We start from the raw sequence: 25,421 nt of genomic DNA on the forward strand, positions 1-25,421 counted from the left end.
CGGAAGCTCGCTTTACACTTGGTAGGAACGGAAGTTTGGCACGAGTAAAGAGAGATAGAGGAGTACTAGGAGCAGGAGGAAACCGTATGACCGAAAACGCTTCGCACATTATCGTTCTGGCTTATATATTGATAGCACTCATCGTTCTCGTTTTTGTCGGTCTGTTCGGTTTACGGACGCGGGCGATCTGGTTCGATCGAGAGTCCCGGCGATACTCGCTGAAGCATCAAGATTATTTCGATTATGTGAAATCGCATTTGCATGAAGAGGCGCCGCTCGGGAAACCGTCCGGCAAGCTGACGAAAACCGAGCTAAAAGTGATTCAGATCAAGCTGTTCGAATGGATGGAGAAAATCGCTGGAGCCGAACGGGACAAGCTGACCCAGCTTTGCCGCGACCTCGGCCTGGTGGAGCTGAACATGCGCAGGCTGCGCAGCGAAATTCATTGGACGCGGCTGGACGCGGCCCATAATCTCGGCGTCATGCAAGCCAAGGAGGCGGTTCCTACTCTTCTGGAGCTGCTGGATGAGGAGAGCTACGGTTCTCCCGTCTTCGTCATCGCCCGCGCCATATCCAAGAGTGCGTTGTCCGAAGAGGAGCTGGACCGCATGGTACGGTCGATTGCAAAGTTTCGCAAACAATCGCACCGGCTGGTCGCCGAAGTTCTGGCTCTGTCGCGTATCGATAACACGGCGATGCTGATCCGCTATTTGCGGGAGCAGGATGACGAGCTGATGAAGATTGCCTTGACTTGTTTGCAAAATCGGGCGATTCCCGGCGCGCGCGAATTACTGCCGCCGCTCGTTCGTGCTAGCGATCCTCAGCTGCGTCTGCTCGCCGTACAAGCGTTTGTCGGGCAGGCTGAGCAGGTGACGGAAGGGCATATGAAGGAACTGATGCGCCATGGCGATGTGGAGATCCGTCTCGCTGTCGTAGACGCTTTGGGCCGGATCGGGCAGCCGTACACGATCGAACTGCTGAAGACAGGGATGGCGGATGCGGACTGGCAGGTCCGGTTTAACAGCGCGCGCAGCTTGGCGCGGATGGAGGATCATGGCTTTCGCGCTTTATGCGAGCTGGCGAGCGGGAGCGAGTCGGAGGAGGCGGATTTGGCCGGCGATGTCCTTCAAGAGGAGCTGGCGAAAGGTGCTTTGAACTTCGACGATTTTGAGCAAGCGATGCGGCATAGCCGCAGGCTCGGCATTTATCGGCAGTTTTTTGACACATTGCAAACCGAAATGTTGCCAAGCAGCATGGCCCTTAGCTTGTCGAAAGGAGATTCTGCATGAAACAACTGCTTCTTGGCTACGCTTTGTTTGCTTTGTACTCGGTTATCGCCGTATACGTGTTTTATTTGATCATTATGCTTCTCTCGCATAAACGGATCATCCGCATTATTAAAGGTTCGAAGTACGCCCGTTACCGCGAGCTGTCCGGGTCCGAGCAAGTGCCCCCGGTTTCCATACTCGTTCCTTCCTATAATGAGGAGCTGACCATTATCGAAAGTCTCCGGTCTCTCTTGAATCTCGGCTATCCGTCCTACGAGGTGATCGTCATCAACGACGGCTCCAAGGATGCCACGCTTCAGGTGCTGATCGACGAATTCGGCCTTTTGCCGAAGGCGAACTATGCCATGGGAGAAACGCTCGAGGCGAAGCCGATCCGAGGCGTTTATCATAATCCCCGCTACCCGAAGCTTTATGTCGTGGACAAAGAAAATGGCGGCAAGGCGGATGCGCTGAACGTAGGGATTAACGTGTCGCATTATCCGCTTGTGGCGACCATAGACGCCGATTCGCTGCTGGAGAAGGACGCTTTGATCCGCCTGGCCTCCGTTTATATGGAAAAGCCGGAGGAAACGATCGCGATCGGCGGCAACGTACGCGTAGCGAACGGATGCAAAATCGAGAACGGCTGCGTAACGGAAGTGAACCTTCCCCGCAAGCTGCTGCCGATGTTTCAGAACATCGAATATTTGAAGTCGTTCCTCGCCGGCCGGATCGGATGGAGTGCGATCAACGGGCTCATTATCGTCTCCGGCGCCTTCGGGTTGTTCCGCAAAGATTATTTGGTGAAGGTGGACGGCTATCGCGACGGCTTCCCGGGCGAAGATATGAACATCATTATCAAGCTTCACAAATACATGATGGACAACGACTTGCCGTACCGGATCGCTTATTGTCCGGACGCCGTATGCTGGACGCAGGCGCCGGAATCGCTGCGCATATTGCAAAGCCAGCGCAAACGGTGGTCGCGGGGCAACATCAAAAACATTTTCAAGTACAGCAGCATGATGTTCGTGCCGAAATATAGGGCAGTCGGACTGTTGTCCATGCCGTATACGCTCATTTTCGAAACGTTAGGCCCGTATTTGCGAATGACCGGTTATCTCGCGCTGCTCGGGTACGTCTCGCTCGGCATGGCCGACTACCGGATGATGCTGCTGATTATCGGGGTAAGCATGCTCGTGGAAATTTTGTTCAGCTGCGGCGCCCTGCTGATCGAAGAAATTGCATTCCGCCGTTATCCGAAGTTCAAGGATCTCGTCAAAATGATGTTTTATTCCGTGCTGATGACGCTCGGCTACAATCAGATCAATGTGTATTGGAAAATACTCGGTCATATCGACTATATCCGCAACGACGACTCGTGGGGCGTGATGGTCAGGACAAGTTGGAAGCACGAACCCGCCGAACCAAAGGCGAAGGCGGCTATACCGAGCCAGCCGGCTAACAATCAAACCGTGTAGAGGTGACGTGAAATGTATATGCAGCTGTTGCAAGAAAACGTGGAAACCGGCCATTTGTTCGCCATGCTGAACCGGGTGCTTGTAGAGTCGAAGGAGACGGCGTGCGGCTTCATAGCAGCCAAGATCGCGCTGGACGAAAACGGACTGAACCGTTTGAGGCAGCGGCTCGCTTTCCATGCTCCAGATAACGAAGCGCAGTATTTGTACGAAGCGGGCGGCGGAATGCTGGCGATTTTGCTGCCGGATACCAAGCTGAGCCATACGCATTACGTCTCGTTGTCGGTCAAACAATTCATGCTCGACGAGCAGCTCGCCGGCAGTCCCATAGTCATTACGAGTTTTCCGGAATGCGGCGTGCCGAAGGAAGCGGACATTCGAACGATTTATGCGATGACGGCTGACGAAGCGGACTATGAGGACACGATTCTGATCTACAACCAGCCGGCGAACAAACGGAAGCACTTGACGATTCTGATCGTCGACGAAGACGAAACGGTCGGCGAACTGCTCGATACCCGGCTTCGCATGAAAGGTTACGAAGTGTTCATGGCGAACAACGGAGCGGACGGTCTCCGGATGTTTAACGCTTTGACGCCGAATCTGGTCATTACGGAGCTTTCCTTGCCCGCTTTGGACGGATACGACTTGATCCGCAGCATCCGCAATCGGAAGCAAACGAAAGAGGAATGCAGCATCATGGTTTTGTCGGAAAATCGTGTCGAGCGGGATATTAGCGCCTGCTTCGAGCTTGGCGCGGCCGATTACATCCGAAAGCCGTATTCCCCGGTAGAACTGGAAGCGAGGGTTCGCCGGCTGCTCGGCTGACCGGTTTGCGCTGCATGAGGAATCTATCGAAAGTTTTGGTGAGGCGATCATCGGTACAGGAGGTGCGGCACTTTGAAAGCGACGCAAATGACTGCGGATTTGAGCGTACTACGCCAAGAGCTGGAGCGATTTATTTCGGAGGCTCAAAATCTTCGCCACGTCCGGACACAACCCCTTAGCAGGTATGTGGGCCAGCTCAGCGATATTTTGCGCAAGCATATGGATATCGGGGTGGAGCATTCGTGAAACGATTCGATGAATACCCGAAATCATTCAAAAAAATGGTTCGCTTCATTCGCCAGGAAGCGACGATCGAACAAATTCGCGATATGGAACTGATTTTTGCCGATACGGTCGCTTTGCGGCGAAGAAAACTGGAGCCCGATCGCGGGACGCGAAAACCGCATGTTGCATGGGAAGGTCGCGGCAAGTAAGGAGAAACGTAGCCCTATGAAGAGAAACATAAAGCTTCGCGTAAGCCTGACGATTGTTATCGCTTTGCTGATCGGCTACTTCGGATGGCAGCATTTTCGGCCTTTAAGCGCGGAGGGGACGCATGTGAGAAGCGCCAAGCTCAATAACGGCATGAACGTCAAATTTCGCACACAAGGCGATCAGATCGAATTGTACGATGGTCAGGAGTGGCAATCGTTTTTTGCCAAAGGAGTGAATGTCGGTGCGACCGTTCCCGGTCACGACCCCGGAGAGCTGAACATCGACAAAAAAACGTTTATGCGCTGGTTTAGTCAGATTCAAGAACTGGGCGCCAACGTGATCCGCATTTATACGATTCATGAACCCGTATTTTACGAAGCCTTGGTCGAGTTCAACGAAGCGCATCCCGACTCCCCTCTGTATTTCATCCAAGGGGTATGGTCGCCCGAATCGCAAATGATCAAAACGCATGATGCTTTAAGCCCCTTGGTCACCAAGGAGTTCAAGAAGGAAATCATTTACGCCGTCGGAGCCGTATACGGAGACGTCAACATTCCGGAAGAGACGGGCAAAGCCCAAGGCCGGTATAAAACGAACGCGGGACCTTATCTGCTAGGATGGAGTATCGGGACGGAATGGGACCCGGTGCTGGTCCAAGCGACCGACAAGGCGCATCCGGGCATGGAACCGTTTAAAGGCGACTATTTCAGAGCGAAGGCAGGAGCGACGCCGTTCGAGAACATGCTGGCGGAAATGCTCGATACGCTCGCGGCGTTCGAAACGAAGCAAGGCTGGCAGCATCCGTACGCCTTCACGAATTGGGTGTCGACGGACCCGCTCGAGCATCCGGGCGAGATCGACCGAGCCGAAGATTTGGTCAGCGTCGATCCGATGCATATCGAGCCTGTGAACTGGCAAGCCGGGTATTTCGCTTCTTTCCATGCGTATCCGTATTACCCGGAATTTTTCCGAAGCGACGAAACGATCAAAAACGTAAAAAACGACAAAGGCGAGATCGATACGTACAAGGCGTATCTCCGTCTGCTGAAGGAACACCATAAAGACGTTCCGATCATGGTGACGGAGTACGGGGTGCCGGCTTCGCTCGGTATCGGGCATATTACGGGTCTCGGCCGCAACCAGGGCGGACATACCGAGGAGGAGCAGGGCAACATCGACGCGGATCTGCTTCGCGAGATCGTACAGGAGAACTATGCCGGCGCCATATTGTTCATGTGGCAGGACGAGTGGTTCAAGCGGACATGGAATACACAAGATTTCGAGCAGCCGGTCGACCGGCGCAAATATTGGCTAAACGTACTGACGAACGAGAAGCTGTTCGGACTCGTCGGCATGTATTCCAGCAAAGACGGTCCGCTCCTCATTGACGGCAAGCTGGACGATTGGGAGAAGATCAAGGACAAGAAGAAGTTCGATCCCGGCGTGCCCGGATGGAAAACCATGTGGGTTACGCATGACGAGGCGTACGTTTACATTGCCGCCGAGCTGGATCAAACATTCGATCCCGAGAAGCAGATTATGTACATCGGAGCGGATACGATGGAGGGCGGCAACCGGCACGCGAAGGAGCTGGGCGACCGGACGCTCGGCGAAGGACTGGAGACGCTTGTCACGATCGGCAAAACGCTGGAGAGCGAGGTCCGCATCGCCTCCAACTACGATTTCACGACCCGGTTGTGGGGCACGATCAACGGCATGGCGCCGGTTGAGGAAGAGGAGATGCGGGACGACTCCGGCGTTTTTAAGCCGTGGCGGCTAATCGTCGACATGGAATTTAGCCCGCCGGCTGCCAAGATTTACCGCCCTTACAAAGACCTTCCCGCCGGCCAGCTGAAACGGGGAACGACAGACCCGTCGTCGCCGGACTACAACTCGCTTACGATGTGGCAGGCGCAAGGAAACGTTGTCGAGATGCGCATACCATGGATGCTGCTCGGTTTCGCCGATCCGAGCTCGCTGCGTGCAGTCAATTATGTGGAGAAGGACGGCAAGATCCAAAATCAGAAAGTGGACGGCATCCGCCTCGTTCCTTGGATCGTGGACAGAGCGACGAATCAGGTGACTGGACTCGGCGACGGCAGCGCTCCTGTAGACCTATCCAAAATGCCGAAATACAAATGGAAGCCGTGGAACTCGGTGCAATATGAGGAACGGCTGAAACAAAGCTACTACATTATGCAGAAGGCGTTCCAGGACATCGGGGACGGCAGCCAAACGAAATAAAGCAGCAACAACCCGCCAAAATCGCGACGATTTTGGCGGTTTTCTTTCTCCCTGAAATCCTTTGCAAAGTAACATTTTTCGTTGGACGCTCACGTAGAAGCAGCAATGCCGCTCCATTATGATGAGAATATCCGAGGCTTTTAGATGAAATTGGGCGGAAGGTGATGAGGTTGAAGCCGGAAACGTTTACAATCGCTGAAGTGCGGAAGCCGTCCGGAAGGCGGATATGGAGAAGGCTGTCGCTGCAATGGGAGGCGCAACTGATGGTCGTCCCGGCGCTGCTGTTTATTTTTGTTTTCATGTACATTCCGATGTACGGCGTCCTTATGGCTTTTCAGGATTACGACCTGTTCAAAGGCTTTACCCGCAGCCCGTGGGTGGGGCTCAAGCATTTCCGGATGTTTTTCGAGGCGCCGGAATTTGGGAGCGTCGTGCGCAATACGGTTGTCATCAGCGTGCTCAAGCTGCTCGTAGGCTTTCCGGCACCGATCACGCTTGCGCTAATGCTGAACGAGGTGCGCCATATGGCGTTCAAACGGATTGTGCAGACGATCAGCTACTTGCCGCACTTCCTATCGTGGGTCATCGTGTCGGGACTCGTCATTTCGATGCTGTCGGTCGACAGCGGCAGCTTGAACATCGCGCTGGAAAAGCTGCGGCTTATCGGCGAGCCGATCAACTTTTTGTCCATCCCCGACTATTTTTGGGCGATTCTCATTACTGCCGGCGTCTGGAAAGAAGTCGGGTTTGCCGCGATCGTTTATTTGGCCGCGATCGCGGGGGTGGATCCGCACCTGTACGAGGCGGCGTCCATCGACGGGGCGAGCCGCTGGAAGCAAATATTTCTGATTACGATTCCTTCGATTTCCCCCGTCGTCATCATTTTTTTGATTTTGGCGGTCGGGAACATTTTGAACGCCGGATTCGAGGATATATGGCTGCTCGCCCGCAATCCGGTGCTTAGGGACGTCTCCGACGTGATCGACACTTACGTGTACCGGGCCGGCATTCTCAGCTCGCGGTATTCGTACGCGACGGCGGTCGGCTTGTTCAAGGCGGTTATCAGCGTCGGCCTGCTTACGATCGCCAACGCCATCGCCAGAAAGTTCGGCACCAGCCTATGGTGACCCGCGAAAAAGGGGTGAATATGAGACGTGAAGCCTAGCCGGGGTGACCGGATGCTGCAAGCCTGGATTTATTCGCTGCTGGCTTTATTCGGGCTCGCTACGCTGTACCCGTTCTGGAATTCGCTCGTCATTTCGTTCAATACGGGAACGGATACTGCTCTCGGCGGCCTTACGGTATGGCCGCGGCAATTTACGCTGGACAATTACGCGATCGTTTTCCAAGATAAACGGTTGTTGAACGCGTTTCTCGTCTCTGCTGCACGGACGGTCGTCGGCACGACGTTATCGATCTTCTTTACATCCATGTTCGGTTATGGCATGTCGGTCCGAGGGCTGGTCTGGAAAAAAGGGTACATGGTGTTCTGCATCGTCACGCTGTATTTCAGCGGCGGGCTCATTCCGTTTTTTTTGCTGAATCGCGAGCTCGGCATGATGAACAGCTTCTGGGTAATGGTCATTCCGTCCATCATAAGCGTCTGGAACATGATCGTGTTCCGTACGTTTTTTGCCGGATTGCCGCCCGGACTCGACGAGTCGGCGAAAATCGACGGCTGCGGCCATTTCGGCATTTTTTTCAAAATCGTCGTGCCCGTTTCCGGTCCGGTCATCGCTACGTTGTCGCTGTTCACGGCGGTATATCACTGGAACGACTGGTTTACCGCGAGCATTTTCATTTCAAAGCCGGAGCTGCTGCCGATCCAGACGGTGCTGCAGCAAATCATGAACTCGAACATATTGTCGGAACAGCTGATGCAGACGAATTCGGCGGCGCAGGAGCATATGGCGAAGATGATGAGCGTCACGACCAAGTCGCTGACCATGGCGACCATGATGGTGGCCACGATCCCGATCGTCGTCCTGTATCCGTTCCTGCAAAACTATTTTGTCAAAGGAGTGCTGGTCGGTTCTTTGAAGGAGTAAGCGTTAGGCCGCATTTCACGAGTTTATAAACCGACAGGGGGGATGAGCATGAAAGCTGCACACTGTACGATCTCCGCGCTCGTTGCCGCAGCGCTCGGTCTGGTACTTGCCGTCGCCGGTTGCGATAAAGGGGAAGATGGGGATACCCGGAAGCCGGATCCCGCGGAAGGCAAGTTCGTATTTGGCGAAACGCCGCTCTCGTTCAGCTTTTACGGCAGCTACGACTGGTATACGATGCAGCCGTGGGGAGAAGATATCGCCACGAAGTGGATTAAGGAGAACAAGAAGGTGAACGTCACCGCCATTCCGTCCGGCGGCGCGGCGGCGCAGAAGCTTAACACGATGATTGCCTCGGGCGAGCTGCCCGATGTTATCTTCACGGAACGGGGAGCCGACGTGGAGCGGCTTCGCAAAGCCGGCAAGCTCGTGGCGCTTGATCCTTATGTAGAGAAATACCCGAATTTGAAAAAATGGGCATCGACGTCGGCCGTCGGCATGCTGCGCTCCGAGGACGGCAAGCTGTACCAGTTTCCGAACTGGTACACGAAACTTCCGATCGGCAACGGCGGCTATATCGTCAACAAAAAAATATACAAGGAGCTCGGTTCGCCGAAGCTGGAAACGTTCGAAGACTTGTACGCGTACTTGAAAAAGGCGAAAGACCATTATCCCAACGTCATCCCGTTCGAGGTGACGATTGCCGGGCAAGGGATTGATGTTTTGTACTCCGGCTTCGCGAACGACCATCCGGCCCAGTTCGTCACGCAGCAGGCTGTACCGCAGGGAGGGCAGTTGACGTCGATCTTCGCCGACCCGGTCTACAAGGAGTCGATGCAGTTCGCGAGCAAGCTGTACCGCGAGAAGCTGATGACGCAGGACGCGCTGACGCAAACGCTGGACCAGGTAAGGGAAAAAGTAACGACCGGACGGGTTGCCGTCGCTGCGGCGTTTAATGTAACCGATCTCGGCAAGCGCGGCACCGTGGCGCTGCAAGGGAAAGATCCGGAAGCCGGTTATGAGATTTTGTGGCCGCTGCGCAAGCAGGGCGTGGACAAAAGCAAAGTATGGCCGACCGGATACGACGTGCTCGGCTGGAATGTGAATGTCATTACGACCGGCGCCAAAAATCCGGAAGGCATATTCGCCTACTTGGACTGGCTGACCGGGGAAGAAGGGCAGCGCCTCATCAATTTCGGTCCGGAAGGAACGTACTGGCAAGGCACGGACGATCTGGGCGCCCCGAAGCTGAAGAAAGAATATTTCGATCAGTCCGCGGAAATCGCCAAGCTGCTCGGAGTTTGGGACACGTTTACGTGGACGGGCAACTCGTCGTTTCTGAGCGAAATTAATGATCGGGTCATGAAGCAGTATCCCCCCGGCAAGGAAGATTGGGGAGCGGCGGCGCAAAGTGCGGTCACCCGCAAAACGTCGTACAACGTGACGGAATTCATCAATCTCGATCCGGCGCCCGATTCGGAGGAAGGCATTATCGCCCAAAGAGTGCAAGATATTTACACGGAGGCGAGAGCGAAAATATTGTACGCAAAAAGCGACGAGGAGGTAAACGCCCTGCTCGAAAAGGCGAACAAGGACGCGAACCAAGCGGGCTATGCGAAGCTTCTCCAATACAAGACGGACAAATGGAAGGCCAATTTGAAAAAAATGGGCGCGAAGTAGCGGAAGCCGTAAAGATCAAATTCATCGGAACGTATGCCCTTGAAACAACCGGCATACGTTTCTGCACGTAATCGTCAATATTGCGGAAATGAAGGAGGGTTGTTCTTTATAGAGATCAACAAATATTCGTTGTGACTTCTCGATTTTCGAAGAGTATTGACGAAATACCGCATAAGACATACAATCGAGGTAAGGGCTATAGTCCCAATCTGACCCTTGTTGTGCGTTATAATGAACGATAGGAGAGGAACTATGACAATAGCAATCCGTCGGGCGCAACAAGCGGCCGTATGTATTACAGCAACATTGCTCGTTTCCGGCTGCCTGTCTTCAGCCGAACCCGCCCAAACGCAACCGCCCAAGGCGGAGCAAAAAGAGCCTACGGGCGGCGAGCCGGCGGGGAGCGGCAAGTTCCGGCTCGGCCAGGATCCTCTAGCCTTCAGCTTGTTCGGCAATTACGACTGGTATGCGATGCAGCCGTGGGGCGGAGATCCGGCCACGCGCTGGATCAAGGAACATAAAAAGGTAAGCGTTACCAATATAACGTCCGGCGGCAAAGCGTCGCAGACGCTGAATGCGATGATCGTCTCCGGCGGGCTGCCCGACGTTATTTTTACCGAACGCGGAGCCGACGTGGAGAAGCTGCGCAAAGCGGGCAAGCTCGTCCCGCTCGACCCTTATTTGGATGTATACCCGAATTTGAAAAAATGGGCGACGCCGGAGACGATCCGCCTGCTTCGCTCGGAAGACGGCAAGCTGTACCAGTTTCCGAACTGGCATACGTCCACGCCAACCGGCAACGGCGGGTACAGCATCAACAAAAAAATATATGAGGAGCTCGGGTCGCCTCCTTTGGAGACCTTCGACGATTTGTACCGGTATTTGCAGCAGGTCAAACAAAGCTATCCGGACGTCGTTCCTTTCGAAACGAGCATTTTTGGGCAGGGCCTCGATTTGCTGTATTCCGGCTTCGCAGCCGATCATCCGACTTTATTCGTATCGCAAATGGCCGTGCCCGCAGGGGACAAGCTGACATCCATCTTCGCCGATCCCGTCTACAAGGAAACGATGTTGTTCGCCAGAAAGCTTTACCGGGAAAAGCTGATTCCGCAAAATACGCTTACGCAACCGCTCGAGCACGTCCGGGAAAAGGTCACATCCGGCAAAGTGGCGGTCATGGCCGCATATAACGTGACTGATCTGACCCGCCGGGGAAACTTGACCCAGCAAGCTTCCGCTTCGGGAGTCGGATACAAGCTTATTTGGCCGCTGCGCAAAGCCGAGGTGGACAAAACGAAAGTATGGCCGACCCAGTACGATTCGACCGGCTGGAACGCATCCGTCATTACGACGAGCGCCGCCAATCCTGAGGGCATATACGCCTATTTGGATTGGCTGACCGGCGAGGAAGGGCAGCGCATTCTCAATTTCGGTCCCGAGAGCATGTATTGGAGCGGAACCGACGAGTCGGGCTTTCCCTTGCTCAAGCCGAACTACTTCGACGAGACCGAGGAAATCAACCGGTTGCTCGGCGTATGGGATACGTTTCAGTGGGCCGGCAATTCCACCTTCATGAGCAAAGCGTGGGATAGCGTGGAGAAGCAGCGTTCGATGGCGGAGAAGGGAGCTCAGCCGCAGCAGCCGATCAATTTGGCGACGTCTTACAATGCGACGCAATTCGTCAATTTGAACCCCGAGCCTTCGTCGGAGGAAGAACGAATTGCCGAAAAAGTGAGCGAGATTTATGTCGAGGCGAGGGCGAAGGCGCTCGGCGCCGGAAGCGACGCCGAGGTCATCGCCGTTCTGGAGCAGGCGGACAAGGATGCGAAAGCGGCCGGGTACGACAAGCTGCTCGAATTCAAGACCGCCAAATGGCGCGAAAACCGAGCCAAAATGAGCGCCAAGTAGCAGGATAACGGGACCTTGCCGGACGTATAGATGGTACGGGGAGGGAAGGAGTTGACCCCTAACCGAAAACGATTCGGAAAGGACCGACACGTATGTACAAAGTATTGCTCGCCGAAGACGAGCAGCTCGACCTGGAGGGACTTCTCCGTTTTATTCCATGGGAAGAGCTGGAGATGGAAGTCGCAGCCGCGGTAAACAGCGGCTTTGCGGCTCTGGAAGTCCTTGGCCGAGAGTCGATCGACGTACTCGTGACCGATATCCGAATGCCGAATATGTCCGGATTGGAGCTTGCCCGTCAAGCGATCGCGCTGCGGCCGGAGCTGAAGGTCGTGTTTGTAAGCGGCTATGCCGATTTCCAGTACGCGAAACAAGCGATCGACATGAACGCGTGCAGCTACGTGCTTAAGCCGGTCGACGACGACGAGTTGGCTCAGGCGCTGCGGACGGCGGCGGAGACGCTGAACCGGGAGCGGTTCGGCGCGAGCTTGGAGCAGACGTTCCGGCAGTCCGCGCCCTATATGAAAGACGAGCTGCTCGGCCGCCTGCTCGAAGGAAAGGCGGAAGGAGGGCCGGCGTTATCGCTTTTGGAGCCGTACGGATTGGACCGGATTCCGTTTCCCGCAGCGGTCGCTTTGTTCGAGTTCGACGACTTGGATTGGAAGCGGAGCTTGTACCGGGAAGAAGAACCCCCCGATAAGGTGCGGCAATGGTGCAGCGCGCTGCTCGGCATATTCGGCTCGAAGGGGATCGATTATTGCTGCACAACGGAAGGCGACCGGATCGCGGTGATCATAAGCGAATCCGATCCGGCTTCCGAGCTCGAGAATATGATAACGGAAATTAAAGCGGATACGAGGCTGTCCGTGACGGCTGGCCTTGGAGAAACGGCGTCCGGTTTGGACGAAGTTCACCGCTCCTACGTTCAGGCGGCGGAAGCACTAGCGTGCAAAATGTTTTACGGCAAAGGGAGGCTGATCGGACCTGCCGACCGCCGGCCGGGCATCGTGCGGGATGCCAAGGAGCTGGGCGACATTTTGAGCGGGCTGTTCGAGGCCATGTCGCATTATGACCTCGTCCGTCTAGACGACAGTATAGCCGAGTTGTTCGCGCTGGCCAAAAGCTTCGGGACGAAAACTTCGATCTATCATTTCGTCCTGCATGCGATTGCCAAGCTGGATGACTACTTGCTCGGGTTCAACGAAAATTTTTACAAGCTGACCGGCACGGAGTTTCGGAGCATGGAGCTTCTCTTTTATTTTGAAACGGCCGAAGACATGCAGTCTTGGCTGCGCCGCAAAGTATTCGAAATATCCGAGAAGCTTCACGCCAAAAAAATGAAAAAAAACCGCCGGCTGATCGAGGAGATCAAACGGTACGTTGCAGACCATCTCGACCGGAGCATTACGGTGCGCGACGCGGCGAACCTATTCTCGTTCGCTCCGAACTATTTGGGCCACCTGTTCAAGGAAGAAACCGGGATCAATTTCAGCGATTACGTCATCACTCAGCGGCTCGAGAAGGCGAAGCTGCTGCTGCAGGATCCGAAAATGAAAGTATACGAGGTCGCCGACCGGGTCGGCTACCGCAGCTTGCCTTACTTCAGCCGGCACTTCAAGGAAGTGTTCGGCATGACGCCGGGCGAGTATCGCAGGCGGTGCTAGGATGCGGGCGGGGACGATTACATTCGGTCAAAAGCTCATATTGTCCTATCTGGCGTTCGTGCTAATTCCGGTCGTACTGATCGGCACTTATGCGTATACGTCGACGCTTCGCTCGGTCAAGGAGCAGTTTTCCGCAGGCATCCGGGGGACGCTCCGCCAGATGAAGGACAATGTCGCGTATACGCTGGAAGATTTGAAGCGAGTGTCAGAGCTGCTGTATTACGACCAGAAGCTGCAGCAATATTTGCGCAGTTACGAGGAAGGCTGGTACAGCTACGAGGCGACGACGAACTACTTGAAGCCGAAGCTGCTCGGCACGATGAAATCGACCGGCAGTCCGATATGGCTGTCCGTTTATGTCGCCAGCAATACGCTGCCGGAAATTTACTACGTGGGGGACCCGGACGCCGATCCGCTGCGGACGAAGGTCGGCCAGTTCGAGCTGTACCATCTCGACCGGCTTGCGGACCGTCCCTGGTATAAGGAGCTGCCGGAAGCGAAGGAACAGCCGGACGCGAGCTTGTATTGGAGGCAGATCGAAACGGATGCGGCGTTTCGCAACATTTCGCTCGTGCGGCGGCTCAATGACGAATACCGGCTCGACCAGCTCGGATTGATCCGCATTACGCTCAAAATCGGCGATTTGTTCAAGACGATCGACGCGCAAATCGGGGAAGCGAGCTACATAGCCGTACGGAACGAAAAACGCGAGCTGATGTATGCTTCCGGCCAGCCTTACCCGCCGCCGGATAACGGCGGGTCGGCCGACGATTATTTCAGCGTCGAGGAGACGGTTCCGGGACTCGGATGGACGATCGCGGCGTACGTACCGAACCGGCTTATCGAAAGCGGAGCGCTCAAAGTGCGCAGCTTGACTTTGTTCGTCTGCTTCGTCAGTTTCCTGTTCCTCGCCTTGCTCGGCATCGTCGTATCTCGGTTTTTCGCCAGCCGGGTGACGAAGGTTGTGTCGGTGCTCGACGCTTTTGGCGAAGGCGATTTCATGAAACGGACGGCCTATTCCGGTAACGACGAATTCGCCCGCATTTTTCGTGCGTTGAATGAGATGGGAGATCATACAGACAAGCTGATCCGTGAAGTGTACGTCGCCAATTTGCGCAAAAGGGAAGCCGAGCTTGAAGCGCTGCAGGCGCAAATCAATCCGCATTTTTTGTACAACACGCTCTCCTCTATAAGCCGCTTGGCGAAATTCGGGGAAATCGGCAAGCTGCACGAAATGGTAATGGCGCTGGCCCAATTTTACCGTCTTACTTTGAGCGACGGGCGAACGATCATCCCGATTGAGGACGAATGGCAGCAGGCGCGGGCGTACATCGACATCCAGCGCATCAAGCATAAAGACAAACTGGACTTCAGCTTCCGCATGGACGAGAGCATTTTTGAATTCGACACGATCAAGCTCATCCTGCAGCCGTTTATCGAAAACGTCCTGGAACATTCGTGGTACGGCGTCGACCGGATTCATCTGAAAATATGGGGTTATCCGCAGAACGAGGCAATCGTGTTCCAAATTATCGATGACGGCATCGGTATGCCGCGAGGAAGAGTCGACGACATTTTCGATCCGACTGGCATCAAGGCCGGCTACGGCATCCGAAACGTTCACGAGAGGATCAAGCTGCAGTTCGGGGAGCCTTACGGCGTCTCGATATGCAGCGGACACGGCATCGGCACCTCCGTCAAAATCGTCGTTCCGAAATTCAGGAGCGGATAGGACCGGATGGGATGGGCCGCACCCCTTTTTTTTCGCAATCGTTGCAAAGTATAACTTTTCGTTGATTGGTGTGCTAAAACTTTCCTTGTAAGCGCTATATTATGGAGTGGAAAGGAGGTCCAACTTATCATGCTTCGACAGCAAGATTATGGCATCAAGGAGAGGATAAGCGATGATCACACGGAAAGCGGCAAGGCTGTTCATGTTGGTTGTCCTGTTGTCGTCACTGTTTACTCTGACCGCATACGGGCAGGAACCGACGGGTGCACAGACGGTGACGGATACGAGCCTAAGCGGGACCGTGGAATGGACGGTTAAGCGGACGGAGGAGCTGACTTGGAAGCAGACGGAAGAAATTACGTATAAAGCTGAGTCGAAAGTCGACGGGGCCGGGAGCGGAGGTGTCGGAGCCGGTATGGCGCGACAGGTGAACAATACGGCATATTTGAACTCTTACTGGTTTAGCGGGGTCGAGCCTTTGACCGACGCGCAAATGAAAGAACGCGTGCTGGAATTGCAGCAGTATAAGATTAAGTACCAGCTGGCGGATATCGGGATTCTCGTGGACAGCGCGGACGCATATAACGGCACGCTGCCGGAGGATGGCTACGCCGAGCTCGGCCGCTGGATGAAACTATCGCGGGAGACGGATCCCGGTCAAAAAATAATCGCCACGGTCAACTACGGCAAACGATATTTTTGGCGGGACGGCAATCGGGTAAGCAACCCGAATTTCGGGAATGCCGTCTTTAACGACAATTTGCGGGCGTTTGCCGACAAAATCGTTAATCAAGGCGTCCTGTACGAGGGGCAGCGGTATAAAGCGGACGGCATCCAGCTCGATATCGAAGGATTTCTGCCGAACGATCCGGTGTTAAAGGCGACGGCACAGCATGTCCGGGGAGCTCTTAGCGATACCGCTCTTTATTCGATCGCCTCGCCGGCCGATCCGGCTGTATGGTCGGATGCTTATGTATCCGAAATGGCGGGCATTTTCAACATGCTGAACCCGATGATGTATGACCAATTGGGCTGGGGCTCTCCGGTCAATTCCCCGGAAACGTACCAGCAGTTATGGAAAACGACGATTATCCGGTACGCTCACGCCATCGCGAACAGCAGCCGCCCTTCCACGATGCTGAACCCGACGATGCCCGCCTACGAGAAGAAAATTGCGGAAGACGGCACGGTGTACCACGACCCCGCCATCGAAAATATTTACAATGCGGCAAAGGGGTTGAAAATGGCAAGGGATCAGCTTGCGATCGACCGAAGAGCGAACCCGAATATCGTTAAAAACGGCGTGAACGGAGCGGGTATATTTTGGTGGAGCAAATTTATTTGGATCGGACCGGATCCGAACGATCCTTACGGCCACGACTATGCGTTGGATCGAGATTGGTGGATGCAGGGGTGGGTGTCTCAGAAATAGGGCTTGCGAATAGGAACAGCTGATTACCCGTCCCCGGTGGGGCGGGTATTTTTAACGAGTTGGGGACGCAAGTGGTTAGTTCTTTTCACGTATTTTTGCAAAAATCGTGAAATCGCTATATCAAACGGACCTTCTCTTTCCGAAATATGCTATTGTATGGTTAATTAAACATAACCAGAATCGGTCATCAGGAGGAATAGCAGAAATGAAAAGGAAAGCGGTGGTATCGTTCATAACGACGGCCATACTCGCATTCCTGTCGATGTCGCTTGTTGTGTTCGGACAAGAAGCGCGATCGGCGGAAGCGGATTCGCCGGAACTCACCCTGCAAGAAAACAATACCGCCTACTTGAATTCGTATTGGTTCAGCGGGGTCGAACCGATGACGAACGAACAGATGAAGGGGCGTGTTCTTGAGCTTTCGCAATACCGGATCAAATACCAGCTGGCGGATATCGGAATATTGGTCTCGAGCGGCAACAAGCAGAACGGATCGCTGCCGAAGGAAGGATACGCGGAACTCGGCCGCTGGATGAAACTGTCTAGGGAAACGGATCCGAACCAACGCATTATGGTCATGGTTAATGACGGCAGCCGGTATGTTTGGAAAAATGGTAAGCGGGTCGGCAACCCGAACTTCGGAAACGCCGTTTATAACGCCAACCTGCGGGCGGTAGCGGATTTATTCGTCAATCAAGGCGTTTCGTATGAAGGGAAGCTGTATAAAGCGGACGGCATCCAGCTAGATATCGAAGGATTTTTGCCGGACGACCCGAAATTGCTGGAGACGGCACGTTATGTGAAGGGCGTGTTGGGTGATGGCGCGATATTTTCGATTGCGGCTCCGGCGGATCCCGCCGTTTGGTCCGATGCCTACCTACGCGAGATGGCCGGCGTGTTCAACATGCTGAACCCGATGATGTACGATCAGATGGGCTGGGAGTCGAAAATCGTTTCAAGCGAGTCGTATCAAGATTTTTGGAAGACCACCATCGTTAGGTATGCCCATGCGATCGCGAGCAGCGGTCATCCGGAGACGAAGCTGAACCCGACGATGCCGGCTTACGAGCGTAAAATAACCGAGGATGGGATCGTCTACCACGATCCCGAAATCGAAAACGTAAAAAACTCGGCTTTGGGTCTGGAAGCGGCCCGTCAGCAATTGGCGCTGGATCGGATTGCGACTCCCCAGTTGAACCCGAACGGGGTGCACGGTGCGGGTTTGTTCTGGTGGAGCGCGTTCATCCGGCCGGGGGTTGACCCGCGCACCGGATATGACGGTTCACAGGACCGGTACAATTGGATGGAGCTTTGGGTCCACCCTTAACGGATTCTAAATAAAGGCCTACCCCCGTATATCGAAGATAAGGCGCGAATCGTATTACTGCCGCTATTAATTTTTCAAGAGAGCAGACAAGCCCTTTGCCGCCTGAAAAAAAGATATCGGAGGTGCCTTTTTGAAATGAATGCTAGAAAACCGGTTTCTTCCGCGCCGGAGCTGGACGCCGAATGGATCGATTTGATCGCAGCGGCGCAAAGCATAGGGATTCCACTGGAAGAGGTCCGGCACTTCATTCGAGTAAGCGGTAATTCCGAATCCCAGGATCGGGAGGACATCAGAGTCGTCCATTTTCGCAAGACCAGATAGCGCAAGACCATTAGAATCCTTTCTCCTTGGGCGGGAGAAAGGAATTCTTTTTGTGTCCGCTATTAAAAATATTCGATGTTTGATAAAATGCTTGTAGAGATTAAATATAGAATATAACGGTCATCAAGGGGGGAGCATCATGATAGGACAGCGCGTCAAGCAGCTGAGGGCCGAGAAAGGCTTGTCTTTGAACGAACTGGCGGAACGGGCCGGGGTCGCCAAATCCTACCTCAGCAGTATCGAGCGGGACATCCAAACGAATCCGTCGATCCATTTTTTGGAGAAAATATCGAAGGTGCTGGACGTACCGATGCAAACCTTTCTTCCGCCTGCGCCGCCGAATCCGTCAGAGTCGAGGAACGAGGAACAGGAGCTCGATCCGGAATGGACCAAGCTCGTCCGCGAAGCGATGGAGTCCGGAGTAACGAAGGAGCAGTTCCTCGAATTTCTTGAGTTTAATAAATGGCGCACCAAGCAGGTGAAGCATAAATCTTGAACGACAAGCGCGAGCCGCCGTAGGCCGCGGCCTTGTCGTTTTTTTTGGCAACTTTCCCTAGAGCCGCACCAAAACAGGATCATTCATTGGTCGAATGGCGGCACATCATTATAAAAAAGCTCCCGACACGGGCCGAATTTCACACGGGATGAAATCGGCTTTCGGACGCGGAGCTTTTTTTGCCATTACAGCCTTCGCACCGATCTGCGCTCGGTGAAGCGTCCCGGCAGCACGATTTCCTGAGGTTCCATAGCAGGGTTGCGCAGCTGCTGGAACAGCAGTTCGACCGCCATACTGCCCATCAGCTTGCCCGATTGGTTGATGGAGGTAAAAAACTCCTGGTAGCCTTCGGGAACGATGGAGTAATGCTCGTCGAACGTAACGATGCTAATGTGTTCGGGCACGCGCAGGTTATGCTCGCCCAGGACGTCGATAATTTCTCGCAGCATGCCCGTCGAGGCGACGAACAGGGCAGTCGGAGGCTCGTTTTGCATCAGCATGCGGTTCAATTGAGCGGCTAGCGACTCATCTCCTCCGAGCGCCTCGTAGGACTCGGGCATCCAGATTCCACGGTCGAGCAGGGCGAAGCGATATCCCTTCATACGTTCCTTGTACGTGAAATGTTTATTGGGCGAGACGAGCCCGATTCGCGTATGCCCGTGCTCAAACAGATGGGTCATTAGTGTAACGGCCCCCGAAAAATTGTCTCCGCGGACCAAATGGGATTGTAAGCCTTCCACCTTTTGGTCAACAAGAACGAGAGGAACGCCTAGCGACTGCACGTAACGCAAATGCTCAGCCTGCCCGCGCTCCGCGCTCTGGACGATCAATCCTTCCACGCCCCGGCTTGTCATATTGGCCGTTAAGGCCGTTTCGCGCCCTCCATTCGAATTGCCGATCAAAATCATGTAGTCGTGATCGAAAGCTTTTTCCTCCGCCCCCGCCAAAATATCGATGCCGAACGAGTGGCTCCATATATGTTTGCCGAACGGAAGTACGACCCCGAGCATCGAGCTGCTTTCCGGGGCTCTTTTCAAGTTGTGGGACTGAAACTTGAGCGTTTCCATCGCTTCAAGCACTTTTTGCTTAGCCTGAGGAGATACCGCATCGCTGTTGTTGATGACCCTCGATACGGTTGCTTTGGATACGCCGGCCAGTTTGGCGACCTCTAGAAGCTTGGACACAAGCACACATCCCCGTTTCAAATAAATGTTCCATTATTCTAAAAGGAAAAGACGTGGTTGTCAATTTTTTGTTGCATTTGAAAACGGATTCATTGTATGATTGCTTTGTAACGTTTCAGAAACGTTACAAATGTGATTCGGTGTTTGGCTTAAGCAAGCGGCTGAACCTTGTAAAGCAAACGGAGCGGGGGACAAACGGATGAAGAGCTTAGAGCATGAAGCTCCGGCGGCGGATACGAAGCGGCATCAGGGACGTGATCATCGGGTCGTCATGTCGAAGCCTGCGGTCCGTTGGCAAGATGCGCTGCCGAGCGGCAACGGCGCGCTTGGGGCGATGATGTACGGAGGCATCGCGGAAGATACGATCCTGATCAACCATGAGTCGTTATGGTACGGCGGGACGACGAAGGAGCTTCCGGACTTATCCGTACATTTGCCGGAGCTGCGCCAGATGCTTGGCAACGGGAACTATGAGGAAGCGAACCGATTTTATCCGGACAAAATGAAGGAGGTGGGCTACAAAGCCGGCACGGCGAAATTTCAGCCCGGATTCGATTTGAAGCTGTTTACGGAAACGGTAGGGGCATTCCGCGGGTATAGGCGGACACTCGACATGGAAACGGGAGAGCTGGCTGTGTCGTGGGCGGAAGGAGGCATTCATCGCTCCAGAACCGCTTTTGTGTCGCGTCCCGACGATATGTTCGTTTTATGCATCGGCTCCGGGGAAGCGATTACCCCTCGGACCGGCTTGCAGCTTACGATTCACGATCCGGCTGAGGCTGGAACGTACGGATTTACGCACGGCAGCGAAGTATTAGGCGAGTATTTATGCGCATGGGGGAAGCATGCCGACGCCGCGAACTCGTTTTGCGCCGTAGCCCGCGTGATTCCGGGCGGCAGCTCCGCAACGGCGAATGTGAAGAATGGAACGATTCGTGTAGAGCGTGCGGATACGATTTTCGTGCTGCTGAAAGTTAGCGCCGAATCGGGAGAACAAGAAGAGCGCGAACGACTGATGCGCGAATTGGCCGGCTGTACGGACGGTTATGAAACGATTCTGAAACGACATTCCGCCGAGCACCGAGAATTGTTTATGCGCGCCGGCATCGATCTCGATCCTTGCGAGGGGCGGCATGAAACGAACGAAAGGCTGCTGCTCGATACATACGACGGTGATATTCCGCCCGCGTTGCTGGAGCGTATGTACGATTTCGGCCGGTATTTGCTCGTCACAAGCTCAAGGCAGGGCGGATTGCCCGCCAATTTGCAAGGAGTTTGGAACGGGGATTATCTACCCGCTTGGAGCGGCGCCTTTTTCATGAACGAAAACATTCAGATGAACTACTGGCAGGCGCTTGCAGGCCATATGCCGGAAGCGGCCATGCCGCTGTACGATTTCGTCGATACGCTTCTCCCGGATATGCGCTTAAACGCCAAAGCTTTCTACGGCTGCCGGGGCATTTTAAGTCCGCTGTTCGCATCCCCCGAATCGGGGCGGAAAAAAAACTTGCAGCCCCATGTCGTTTATTGGACGGCAGGCGCCGGATGGCTGGCTCAGCATTACTACGACTACTGGCTATACACCGGGGACGAACAGTTTCTTACAACCCGGGTCATCCCGTTCATGAAAGAAGTGGCCGAGTTTTATGAAGATTTTCTCGTCGAAGGTCCGGGCGGCAAATGGTTGTTCTCGCCGTCGAACTCGCCGGAAAATTACGCGAACGGCAGCTTCGAAGGCGGTGGAAAGCTATCCGTTTGTGTAAATGCGGCGATGGATACGGCGGTGGCCAAGGAAGTGCTGTCCAATCTTTGCCGGGTTTGCGCCGAATACGGCCTGGAGCCGGAGAAGCTGCCGCGCTGGCAAAAGATGCTGGAGAAGCTGCCGGATTACGAAGTGAACGAAGACGGGGCGCTGAAGGAATGGCTTCACCCGGATTTCGAGGATAACTACCATCACCGCCATTTATCGCATTTATATCCGCTATTTCCCGGGTTCGAGATTACAGAGGAAACCCATCCCGAGCTGTTCGAAGCTTGCCGGGTAGCGGTGGAGAAACGGCTCGTTATCGGCCTTGGCCAGCAAACCGGCTGGTCGCTGGCTCACATGGCAAACTTATATGCACGTCTCGGCGACGGCGACCGTGCGCTTGAATGTCTGGAGCTGCTTAGCCGCTCTTGTCTCGGCGACAATTTGCTTACGTATCACAACGACTGGCGGCGCCAAGGCGTTACGCTGAATGCGCGCAAAGCACCTTTCCAGATCGATGCCAACTTCGGCTGGACGGCAGCGATGCAGGAAATGCTGCTGTTTTCGGCTCCGGGCCGAATCAAGCTGCTGCCGGCGCTTCCGAAGCGTTGGGAGAGAGGAGCGATTCGCGGTCTGCGCTGTCGCGGCGGCCTCACCGTCTCGATGCGGTGGGATCTGATGGGGCTCTCGGCGGACGTTACAATTGAAGCGGACCGGTCACAGGAGCTGGACATTCAATTTCCGTGCAGGCTCGAGTCGGTCGTGACGGATGACAATAGCCGGATCGACTTGTCCGAAAAGGGACAGTTGTCCCTAAAAGCCGATCTGACGGGCGGAGTCCCGACAACGTGGAAGCTGCAATTTGCGCTTTAATCCTATCTTTGAATTCGTTATCACCTCTTCGGAAAAGCAGGCGGCATGAAAGTTGCGCGATTCCGGGGAGGCATAATTGACATTTAGAAAGCGCTTAATCGATGCGGCTTACAGTGAGGTTGACCGATGTAACGATCCGAAGGGGGACGGTATGAGATGGCTTGCAAACAAAATGTAGGTTTTGCATTAACGGCACTTTCTTTGGCATTTGCTCTCCAAGGCTGCTCGGGTGGAAACGATGCGCCGGAAGGAGGCGGAGCTTCCAGCAAAGAAGGCGTAAAAACGGTCGATATCGGCAATGAGCCCATCGAGCTGAAAATATGGGTAAACATGTCGGACGATCTGTTCCAGAAGCTCGTCGTACAGCCTGTAAAGCTCAAATATCCGAACATTTCGCTGACGATGGTCGGTGTCGATAAAAAAATTCCCGACCTGATCGCCTCCGGAGAAGTACCGGATATTATTACCGATACGATCGGATCGATCCCGAAGTATAAAGACCTTGCCATCATCGAAGAGCTGACCCCCTATGTGAAAAAATTCGGTATGGACCTCGGACGCATCAACCCGGTCGTTTTGGAGACGGTGCAGCGAACGTCGGGCAACAGCCAGCTTCTCGGACTGCCGATATCCGGCAACGTCGTCATGATGTATTACAACAAAGATATTTTCGATAAATTCGGCGTTCCTTACCCGAAGGATGGCTTGACCTGGGACGACGCCTATGAATTGGCGAAAAAGGTAACGAAAACCGACGGCGGCGTCAAATACCGCGGGTTCGATTTCCAGGATTCGTTCCAGTTTACGGCGAATCAGCTATCGCTCCCCGTAGTGGACGACAAGACAAACAAGGCGCTCGTTAATAACGACGGTTGGAAAAAGATGTTTCAAAATTACGCCCGCTTTTTGGCGATTCCCGGCAACGAGGTCGACGACAAGACGTACGGCAAAGGAATGGATCAGTTTTTGAAAGACAAGACGCTTGCACTATATGTGACGAGCTCGATGTTCTCCAGACTTCCGGACGCGATTAACGGCGGCTTGAACTTTGATATGGTAACGCTTCCTTCATTCTCCGAGGTGCCGAATACGACGACTCAGGTGGACGGAGGCGTGAGGATGGTATCGACGACGAGCAAAAAGAAGGATGCGGCGTTCGCGGCTCTATCTGCGATGCTCTCCGACGAGGCGCAAAAGCAAATCGCCATGAACGGCAATACGGCGGTGCTGAAGGACAGCAAAATCAATGAAGAATTCGGCAAAAATATCGAGATTTTGCAAACCCGCAACCGGCTTGGCTTCGTGAAAAACCAGCCGGCCAAGCCGACAGTTTCGATTACGAAGTTCGACAATGACGCTCACTCGATTATGCGTTCGCAATTCAAAAAGATGGTTGTAACGCAGATCGATGTCAATTCCGCGCTTCGTGAAGCGGAGGAACTGATCAACAAGAAAATTGCGGAGACGGCCGGCAAATAAAAGAAGCCGGGCTGGTCGATTTGAAAGAAGTTGCTTTTTACCGACCGGGGGCGAATGCGATCACGTGTCTCGGCCAAGCCGGGCTACAAATTCGGGAAACCGGATTCGTAGTTCGAACCGAAACGTATGGTTGCTTCGCTCCCTTCAAGCGTTTGGAAACGGAATGATTCATCTGGCTGTTACGCTTCCAGAGCCGTATTCGTTTGACGCCGCTTTTTTTGTCCAGATACGTATTTCTTGATCCCACAAGAAATAATACCAATCTTATGGCGATAACCGAGAAGCTGGCCATTCCGCCCCAGAACAAATAAGAGGCTATCGGATAGGAGGCAATCTCGTTATAGGCCCTGGACACAACCTCCAGAAATGCTGGAAATGTGAAAGAAACAAACAAGATCGTAACGATGCCGATGCCGCATACATATATGAGGCTGAACCAAACAGATGCCGTTTTCTCCGCTTTGGGCAGCAATTGTCCTAATATTCCCGTAAACAGGAGCAACACTACAAGCCGCGCCATCATAACGAGAAGCGAATGGTCCGGTAGCCCGATTTGAACGAGCAAACAGAAGAGTATGAGGGTCGCATCCCAAGCCATACCCGCTAGATAAGGAAAGTATCGTTCTTTTTTGGGTTTGGACCAAAGCCCGGTCATTTTCGTTTCGGCGGCGATAAAGATAAATCTGCGCGATAAGCGGATCGTCGCTTTAATGCCTTTGCTGTAGCTGCACATGTAATGGGCCCCCTCGTGCAGGACAATCACTATACAAGTTATCCCCATGACCATTAGCTCGTTAATCCCGATAGCCGACAAAACAAAAATATCTTTGAAAGTTGGAAGCAGTGCTGGTTTAGCCGAAAATAAAAGCAAAACAACGATAGCATTAAAAGCAAATAGTTTCGCCGTCCATGAATTGAACAATAGCTTTGAAATTTTGACGATCCGCTCATGGGAAGGGGAGGGAGGGCTTTCCGATACGAGAACGATATCGTCAACGCTTTTTACGAGTCCGATCGCTAATAGCTTGGTGAAAAAATCCTCCATGTCGACATCGATTTCATGCTCCCGCATCAAGGCGGTTTTGATCTCCTCGATTGATCGGGAACCGTCCGCCACGCTCACGGCGAGAACGGCGGCTTCCGGCACACGGATAAATTTCGGAATGTTCTTTTCCCCGATCGTGTACTTGTTCCCGTCCTTCTGGATCGATAAATGACTTAAGCAGACTTTGCTCCGAATGGTAAGCTTAATGTCCATCCAATGACACCGCTCCTTACTGAAC

Annotated in this window: 20 protein-coding genes; 18 read left to right on the forward strand and 2 right to left on the reverse strand. The window is 53.9% G+C overall.

Annotated features, from left to right (window positions below; translation table 11 throughout):
* The first annotated feature begins 86 nt into the window (after window positions 1-86).
* The 16 genes from D7M11_RS03990 to D7M11_RS04060 all read left to right on the forward strand — a co-directional run bounded on the left by D7M11_RS03990 (window position 87) and on the right by D7M11_RS04060 (window position 18,855).
* A complete protein-coding gene (locus D7M11_RS03990) occupies window positions 87-1,289 on the forward strand; it encodes a HEAT repeat domain-containing protein (RefSeq protein ID WP_120745872.1) in 1,203 nt (400 codons plus the stop codon).
* On the forward strand, window positions 1,286-2,749 hold the full coding sequence (locus tag D7M11_RS03995; protein WP_120745873.1) for a glycosyltransferase family 2 protein: 1,464 nt from the start codon (window positions 1,286-1,288) through the stop codon (window positions 2,747-2,749). The genes D7M11_RS03990 and D7M11_RS03995 overlap by 4 nt, the downstream gene beginning before the upstream one ends.
* 18 nt (window positions 2,750-2,767) lie before the next feature.
* Entirely contained in the window at window positions 2,768-3,574 is an 807-nt protein-coding gene (locus D7M11_RS04000) for a response regulator transcription factor (protein ID WP_158606416.1), read from the forward strand.
* 72 nt (window positions 3,575-3,646) lie between these two features.
* Window positions 3,647-3,820: a hypothetical protein gene (locus D7M11_RS36290; protein ID WP_158606417.1), complete on the forward strand. Its 174-nt coding sequence runs from the start codon at window positions 3,647-3,649 to the stop codon at window positions 3,818-3,820.
* Window positions 3,817-4,008, forward strand: a complete 192-nt coding sequence (locus D7M11_RS04005; RefSeq protein WP_120745875.1) for a hypothetical protein — start codon at window positions 3,817-3,819, stop codon at window positions 4,006-4,008. The genes D7M11_RS36290 and D7M11_RS04005 overlap by 4 nt, the downstream gene beginning before the upstream one ends.
* Before the next feature lie 16 nt (window positions 4,009-4,024).
* Complete coding sequence (locus D7M11_RS04010; RefSeq protein WP_120745876.1) at window positions 4,025-6,253, forward strand: hypothetical protein; 2,229 nt, start codon at window positions 4,025-4,027, stop codon at window positions 6,251-6,253.
* Between the two features lie 263 nt (window positions 6,254-6,516).
* The gene (locus D7M11_RS04015; protein WP_240040956.1) at window positions 6,517-7,380 is read left to right on the forward strand and encodes an ABC transporter permease; all 864 of its coding nucleotides are present in this window, start codon (window positions 6,517-6,519) and stop codon (window positions 7,378-7,380) included.
* A 51-nt stretch (window positions 7,381-7,431) separates the two neighbouring features.
* Complete coding sequence (locus D7M11_RS04020; RefSeq protein WP_120745878.1) at window positions 7,432-8,301, forward strand: carbohydrate ABC transporter permease; 870 nt, start codon at window positions 7,432-7,434, stop codon at window positions 8,299-8,301.
* A 48-nt stretch (window positions 8,302-8,349) separates the two neighbouring features.
* Entirely contained in the window at window positions 8,350-9,978 is a 1,629-nt protein-coding gene (locus D7M11_RS04025) for an extracellular solute-binding protein (RefSeq protein ID WP_120745879.1), read from the forward strand.
* 252 nt (window positions 9,979-10,230) lie between these two features.
* Window positions 10,231-11,886, forward strand: a complete 1,656-nt coding sequence (locus D7M11_RS04030; RefSeq protein ID WP_120745880.1) for an extracellular solute-binding protein — start codon at window positions 10,231-10,233, stop codon at window positions 11,884-11,886.
* A 92-nt stretch (window positions 11,887-11,978) separates the two neighbouring features.
* On the forward strand, window positions 11,979-13,547 hold the full coding sequence (locus D7M11_RS04035) for a helix-turn-helix domain-containing protein (RefSeq protein WP_120745881.1): 1,569 nt from the start codon (window positions 11,979-11,981) through the stop codon (window positions 13,545-13,547).
* A 1-nt stretch (window position 13,548) separates the two neighbouring features.
* On the forward strand, window positions 13,549-15,279 hold the full coding sequence (locus tag D7M11_RS04040) for a cache domain-containing sensor histidine kinase (RefSeq protein WP_120745882.1): 1,731 nt from the start codon (window positions 13,549-13,551) through the stop codon (window positions 15,277-15,279).
* A gap of 172 nt (window positions 15,280-15,451) precedes the next feature.
* The gene (locus D7M11_RS04045; protein WP_120745883.1) at window positions 15,452-16,711 is read left to right on the forward strand and encodes a glycoside hydrolase family 18 protein; all 1,260 of its coding nucleotides are present in this window, start codon (window positions 15,452-15,454) and stop codon (window positions 16,709-16,711) included.
* 205 nt (window positions 16,712-16,916) lie between these two features.
* On the forward strand, window positions 16,917-18,038 hold the full coding sequence (locus D7M11_RS04050) for a glycoside hydrolase family 18 protein (RefSeq protein WP_120745884.1): 1,122 nt from the start codon (window positions 16,917-16,919) through the stop codon (window positions 18,036-18,038).
* Window positions 18,039-18,173: 135 nt separating this feature from the next.
* Window positions 18,174-18,359, forward strand: a complete 186-nt coding sequence (locus tag D7M11_RS04055; protein ID WP_120745885.1) for an anti-repressor SinI family protein — start codon at window positions 18,174-18,176, stop codon at window positions 18,357-18,359.
* Window positions 18,360-18,498: 139 nt separating this feature from the next.
* Window positions 18,499-18,855: a helix-turn-helix domain-containing protein gene (locus D7M11_RS04060; protein WP_120745886.1), complete on the forward strand. Its 357-nt coding sequence runs from the start codon at window positions 18,499-18,501 to the stop codon at window positions 18,853-18,855.
* Between the two features lie 185 nt (window positions 18,856-19,040).
* Here the strand turns inward: D7M11_RS04060 and D7M11_RS04065 are convergent, their stop codons facing one another.
* The gene (locus tag D7M11_RS04065; RefSeq protein ID WP_147433388.1) at window positions 19,041-20,039 is read right to left on the reverse strand and encodes a LacI family DNA-binding transcriptional regulator; all 999 of its coding nucleotides are present in this window, start codon (window positions 20,037-20,039) and stop codon (window positions 19,041-19,043) included.
* Between the two features lie 199 nt (window positions 20,040-20,238).
* On the opposite strand from D7M11_RS04065, the gene D7M11_RS04070 reads away from it, so the two are divergent.
* Both D7M11_RS04070 and D7M11_RS04075 read left to right on the forward strand, forming a co-directional pair.
* Window positions 20,239-22,659: a glycosyl hydrolase family 95 catalytic domain-containing protein gene (locus D7M11_RS04070; RefSeq protein WP_120745888.1), complete on the forward strand. Its 2,421-nt coding sequence runs from the start codon at window positions 20,239-20,241 to the stop codon at window positions 22,657-22,659.
* Window positions 22,660-22,860: 201 nt separating this feature from the next.
* Complete coding sequence (locus D7M11_RS04075; protein WP_205127020.1) at window positions 22,861-24,138, forward strand: ABC transporter substrate-binding protein; 1,278 nt, start codon at window positions 22,861-22,863, stop codon at window positions 24,136-24,138.
* Between the two features lie 37 nt (window positions 24,139-24,175).
* Here the strand turns inward: D7M11_RS04075 and D7M11_RS04080 are convergent, their stop codons facing one another.
* Complete coding sequence (locus D7M11_RS04080; RefSeq protein WP_120745890.1) at window positions 24,176-25,396, reverse strand: hypothetical protein; 1,221 nt, start codon at window positions 25,394-25,396, stop codon at window positions 24,176-24,178.
* Window positions 25,397-25,421: the final 25 nt, after the last annotated feature.

This window comes from Paenibacillus ginsengarvi (assembly GCF_003626695.1).
Classification (GTDB): domain Bacteria; phylum Bacillota; class Bacilli; order Paenibacillales; family NBRC-103111; genus Paenibacillus_AB; species Paenibacillus_AB ginsengarvi.

What these genes read in the sequence shown, in the direction of transcription:
- D7M11_RS03990 (WP_120745872.1), top strand. Translation starts at nt 87, where the DNA reads ATGACCGAAAACGCTTCGCACATTATCGTTCTGGCTTATATATTGATA.
- D7M11_RS03995 (WP_120745873.1), top strand. Translation starts at nt 1,286, where the DNA reads ATGAAACAACTGCTTCTTGGCTACGCTTTGTTTGCTTTGTACTCGGTT.
- D7M11_RS04000 (WP_158606416.1), top strand. Translation starts at nt 2,768, where the DNA reads ATGCAGCTGTTGCAAGAAAACGTGGAAACCGGCCATTTGTTCGCCATG.
- D7M11_RS04010 (WP_120745876.1), top strand. Translation starts at nt 4,025, where the DNA reads ATGAAGAGAAACATAAAGCTTCGCGTAAGCCTGACGATTGTTATCGCT.
- D7M11_RS04015 (WP_240040956.1), top strand. Translation starts at nt 6,517, where the DNA reads ATGGTCGTCCCGGCGCTGCTGTTTATTTTTGTTTTCATGTACATTCCG.
- D7M11_RS04020 (WP_120745878.1), top strand. Translation starts at nt 7,432, where the DNA reads ATGCTGCAAGCCTGGATTTATTCGCTGCTGGCTTTATTCGGGCTCGCT.
- D7M11_RS04025 (WP_120745879.1), top strand. Translation starts at nt 8,350, where the DNA reads ATGAAAGCTGCACACTGTACGATCTCCGCGCTCGTTGCCGCAGCGCTC.
- D7M11_RS04030 (WP_120745880.1), top strand. Translation starts at nt 10,231, where the DNA reads ATGACAATAGCAATCCGTCGGGCGCAACAAGCGGCCGTATGTATTACA.
- D7M11_RS04035 (WP_120745881.1), top strand. Translation starts at nt 11,979, where the DNA reads ATGTACAAAGTATTGCTCGCCGAAGACGAGCAGCTCGACCTGGAGGGA.
- D7M11_RS04040 (WP_120745882.1), top strand. Translation starts at nt 13,549, where the DNA reads ATGCGGGCGGGGACGATTACATTCGGTCAAAAGCTCATATTGTCCTAT.
- D7M11_RS04045 (WP_120745883.1), top strand. Translation starts at nt 15,452, where the DNA reads ATGATCACACGGAAAGCGGCAAGGCTGTTCATGTTGGTTGTCCTGTTG.
- D7M11_RS04050 (WP_120745884.1), top strand. Translation starts at nt 16,917, where the DNA reads ATGAAAAGGAAAGCGGTGGTATCGTTCATAACGACGGCCATACTCGCA.
- D7M11_RS04055 (WP_120745885.1), top strand. Translation starts at nt 18,174, where the DNA reads ATGAATGCTAGAAAACCGGTTTCTTCCGCGCCGGAGCTGGACGCCGAA.
- D7M11_RS04060 (WP_120745886.1), top strand. Translation starts at nt 18,499, where the DNA reads ATGATAGGACAGCGCGTCAAGCAGCTGAGGGCCGAGAAAGGCTTGTCT.
- D7M11_RS04070 (WP_120745888.1), top strand. Translation starts at nt 20,239, where the DNA reads ATGAAGAGCTTAGAGCATGAAGCTCCGGCGGCGGATACGAAGCGGCAT.
- D7M11_RS04080 (WP_120745890.1), bottom strand. Translation starts at nt 25,396, where the DNA reads ATGGACATTAAGCTTACCATTCGGAGCAAAGTCTGCTTAAGTCATTTA.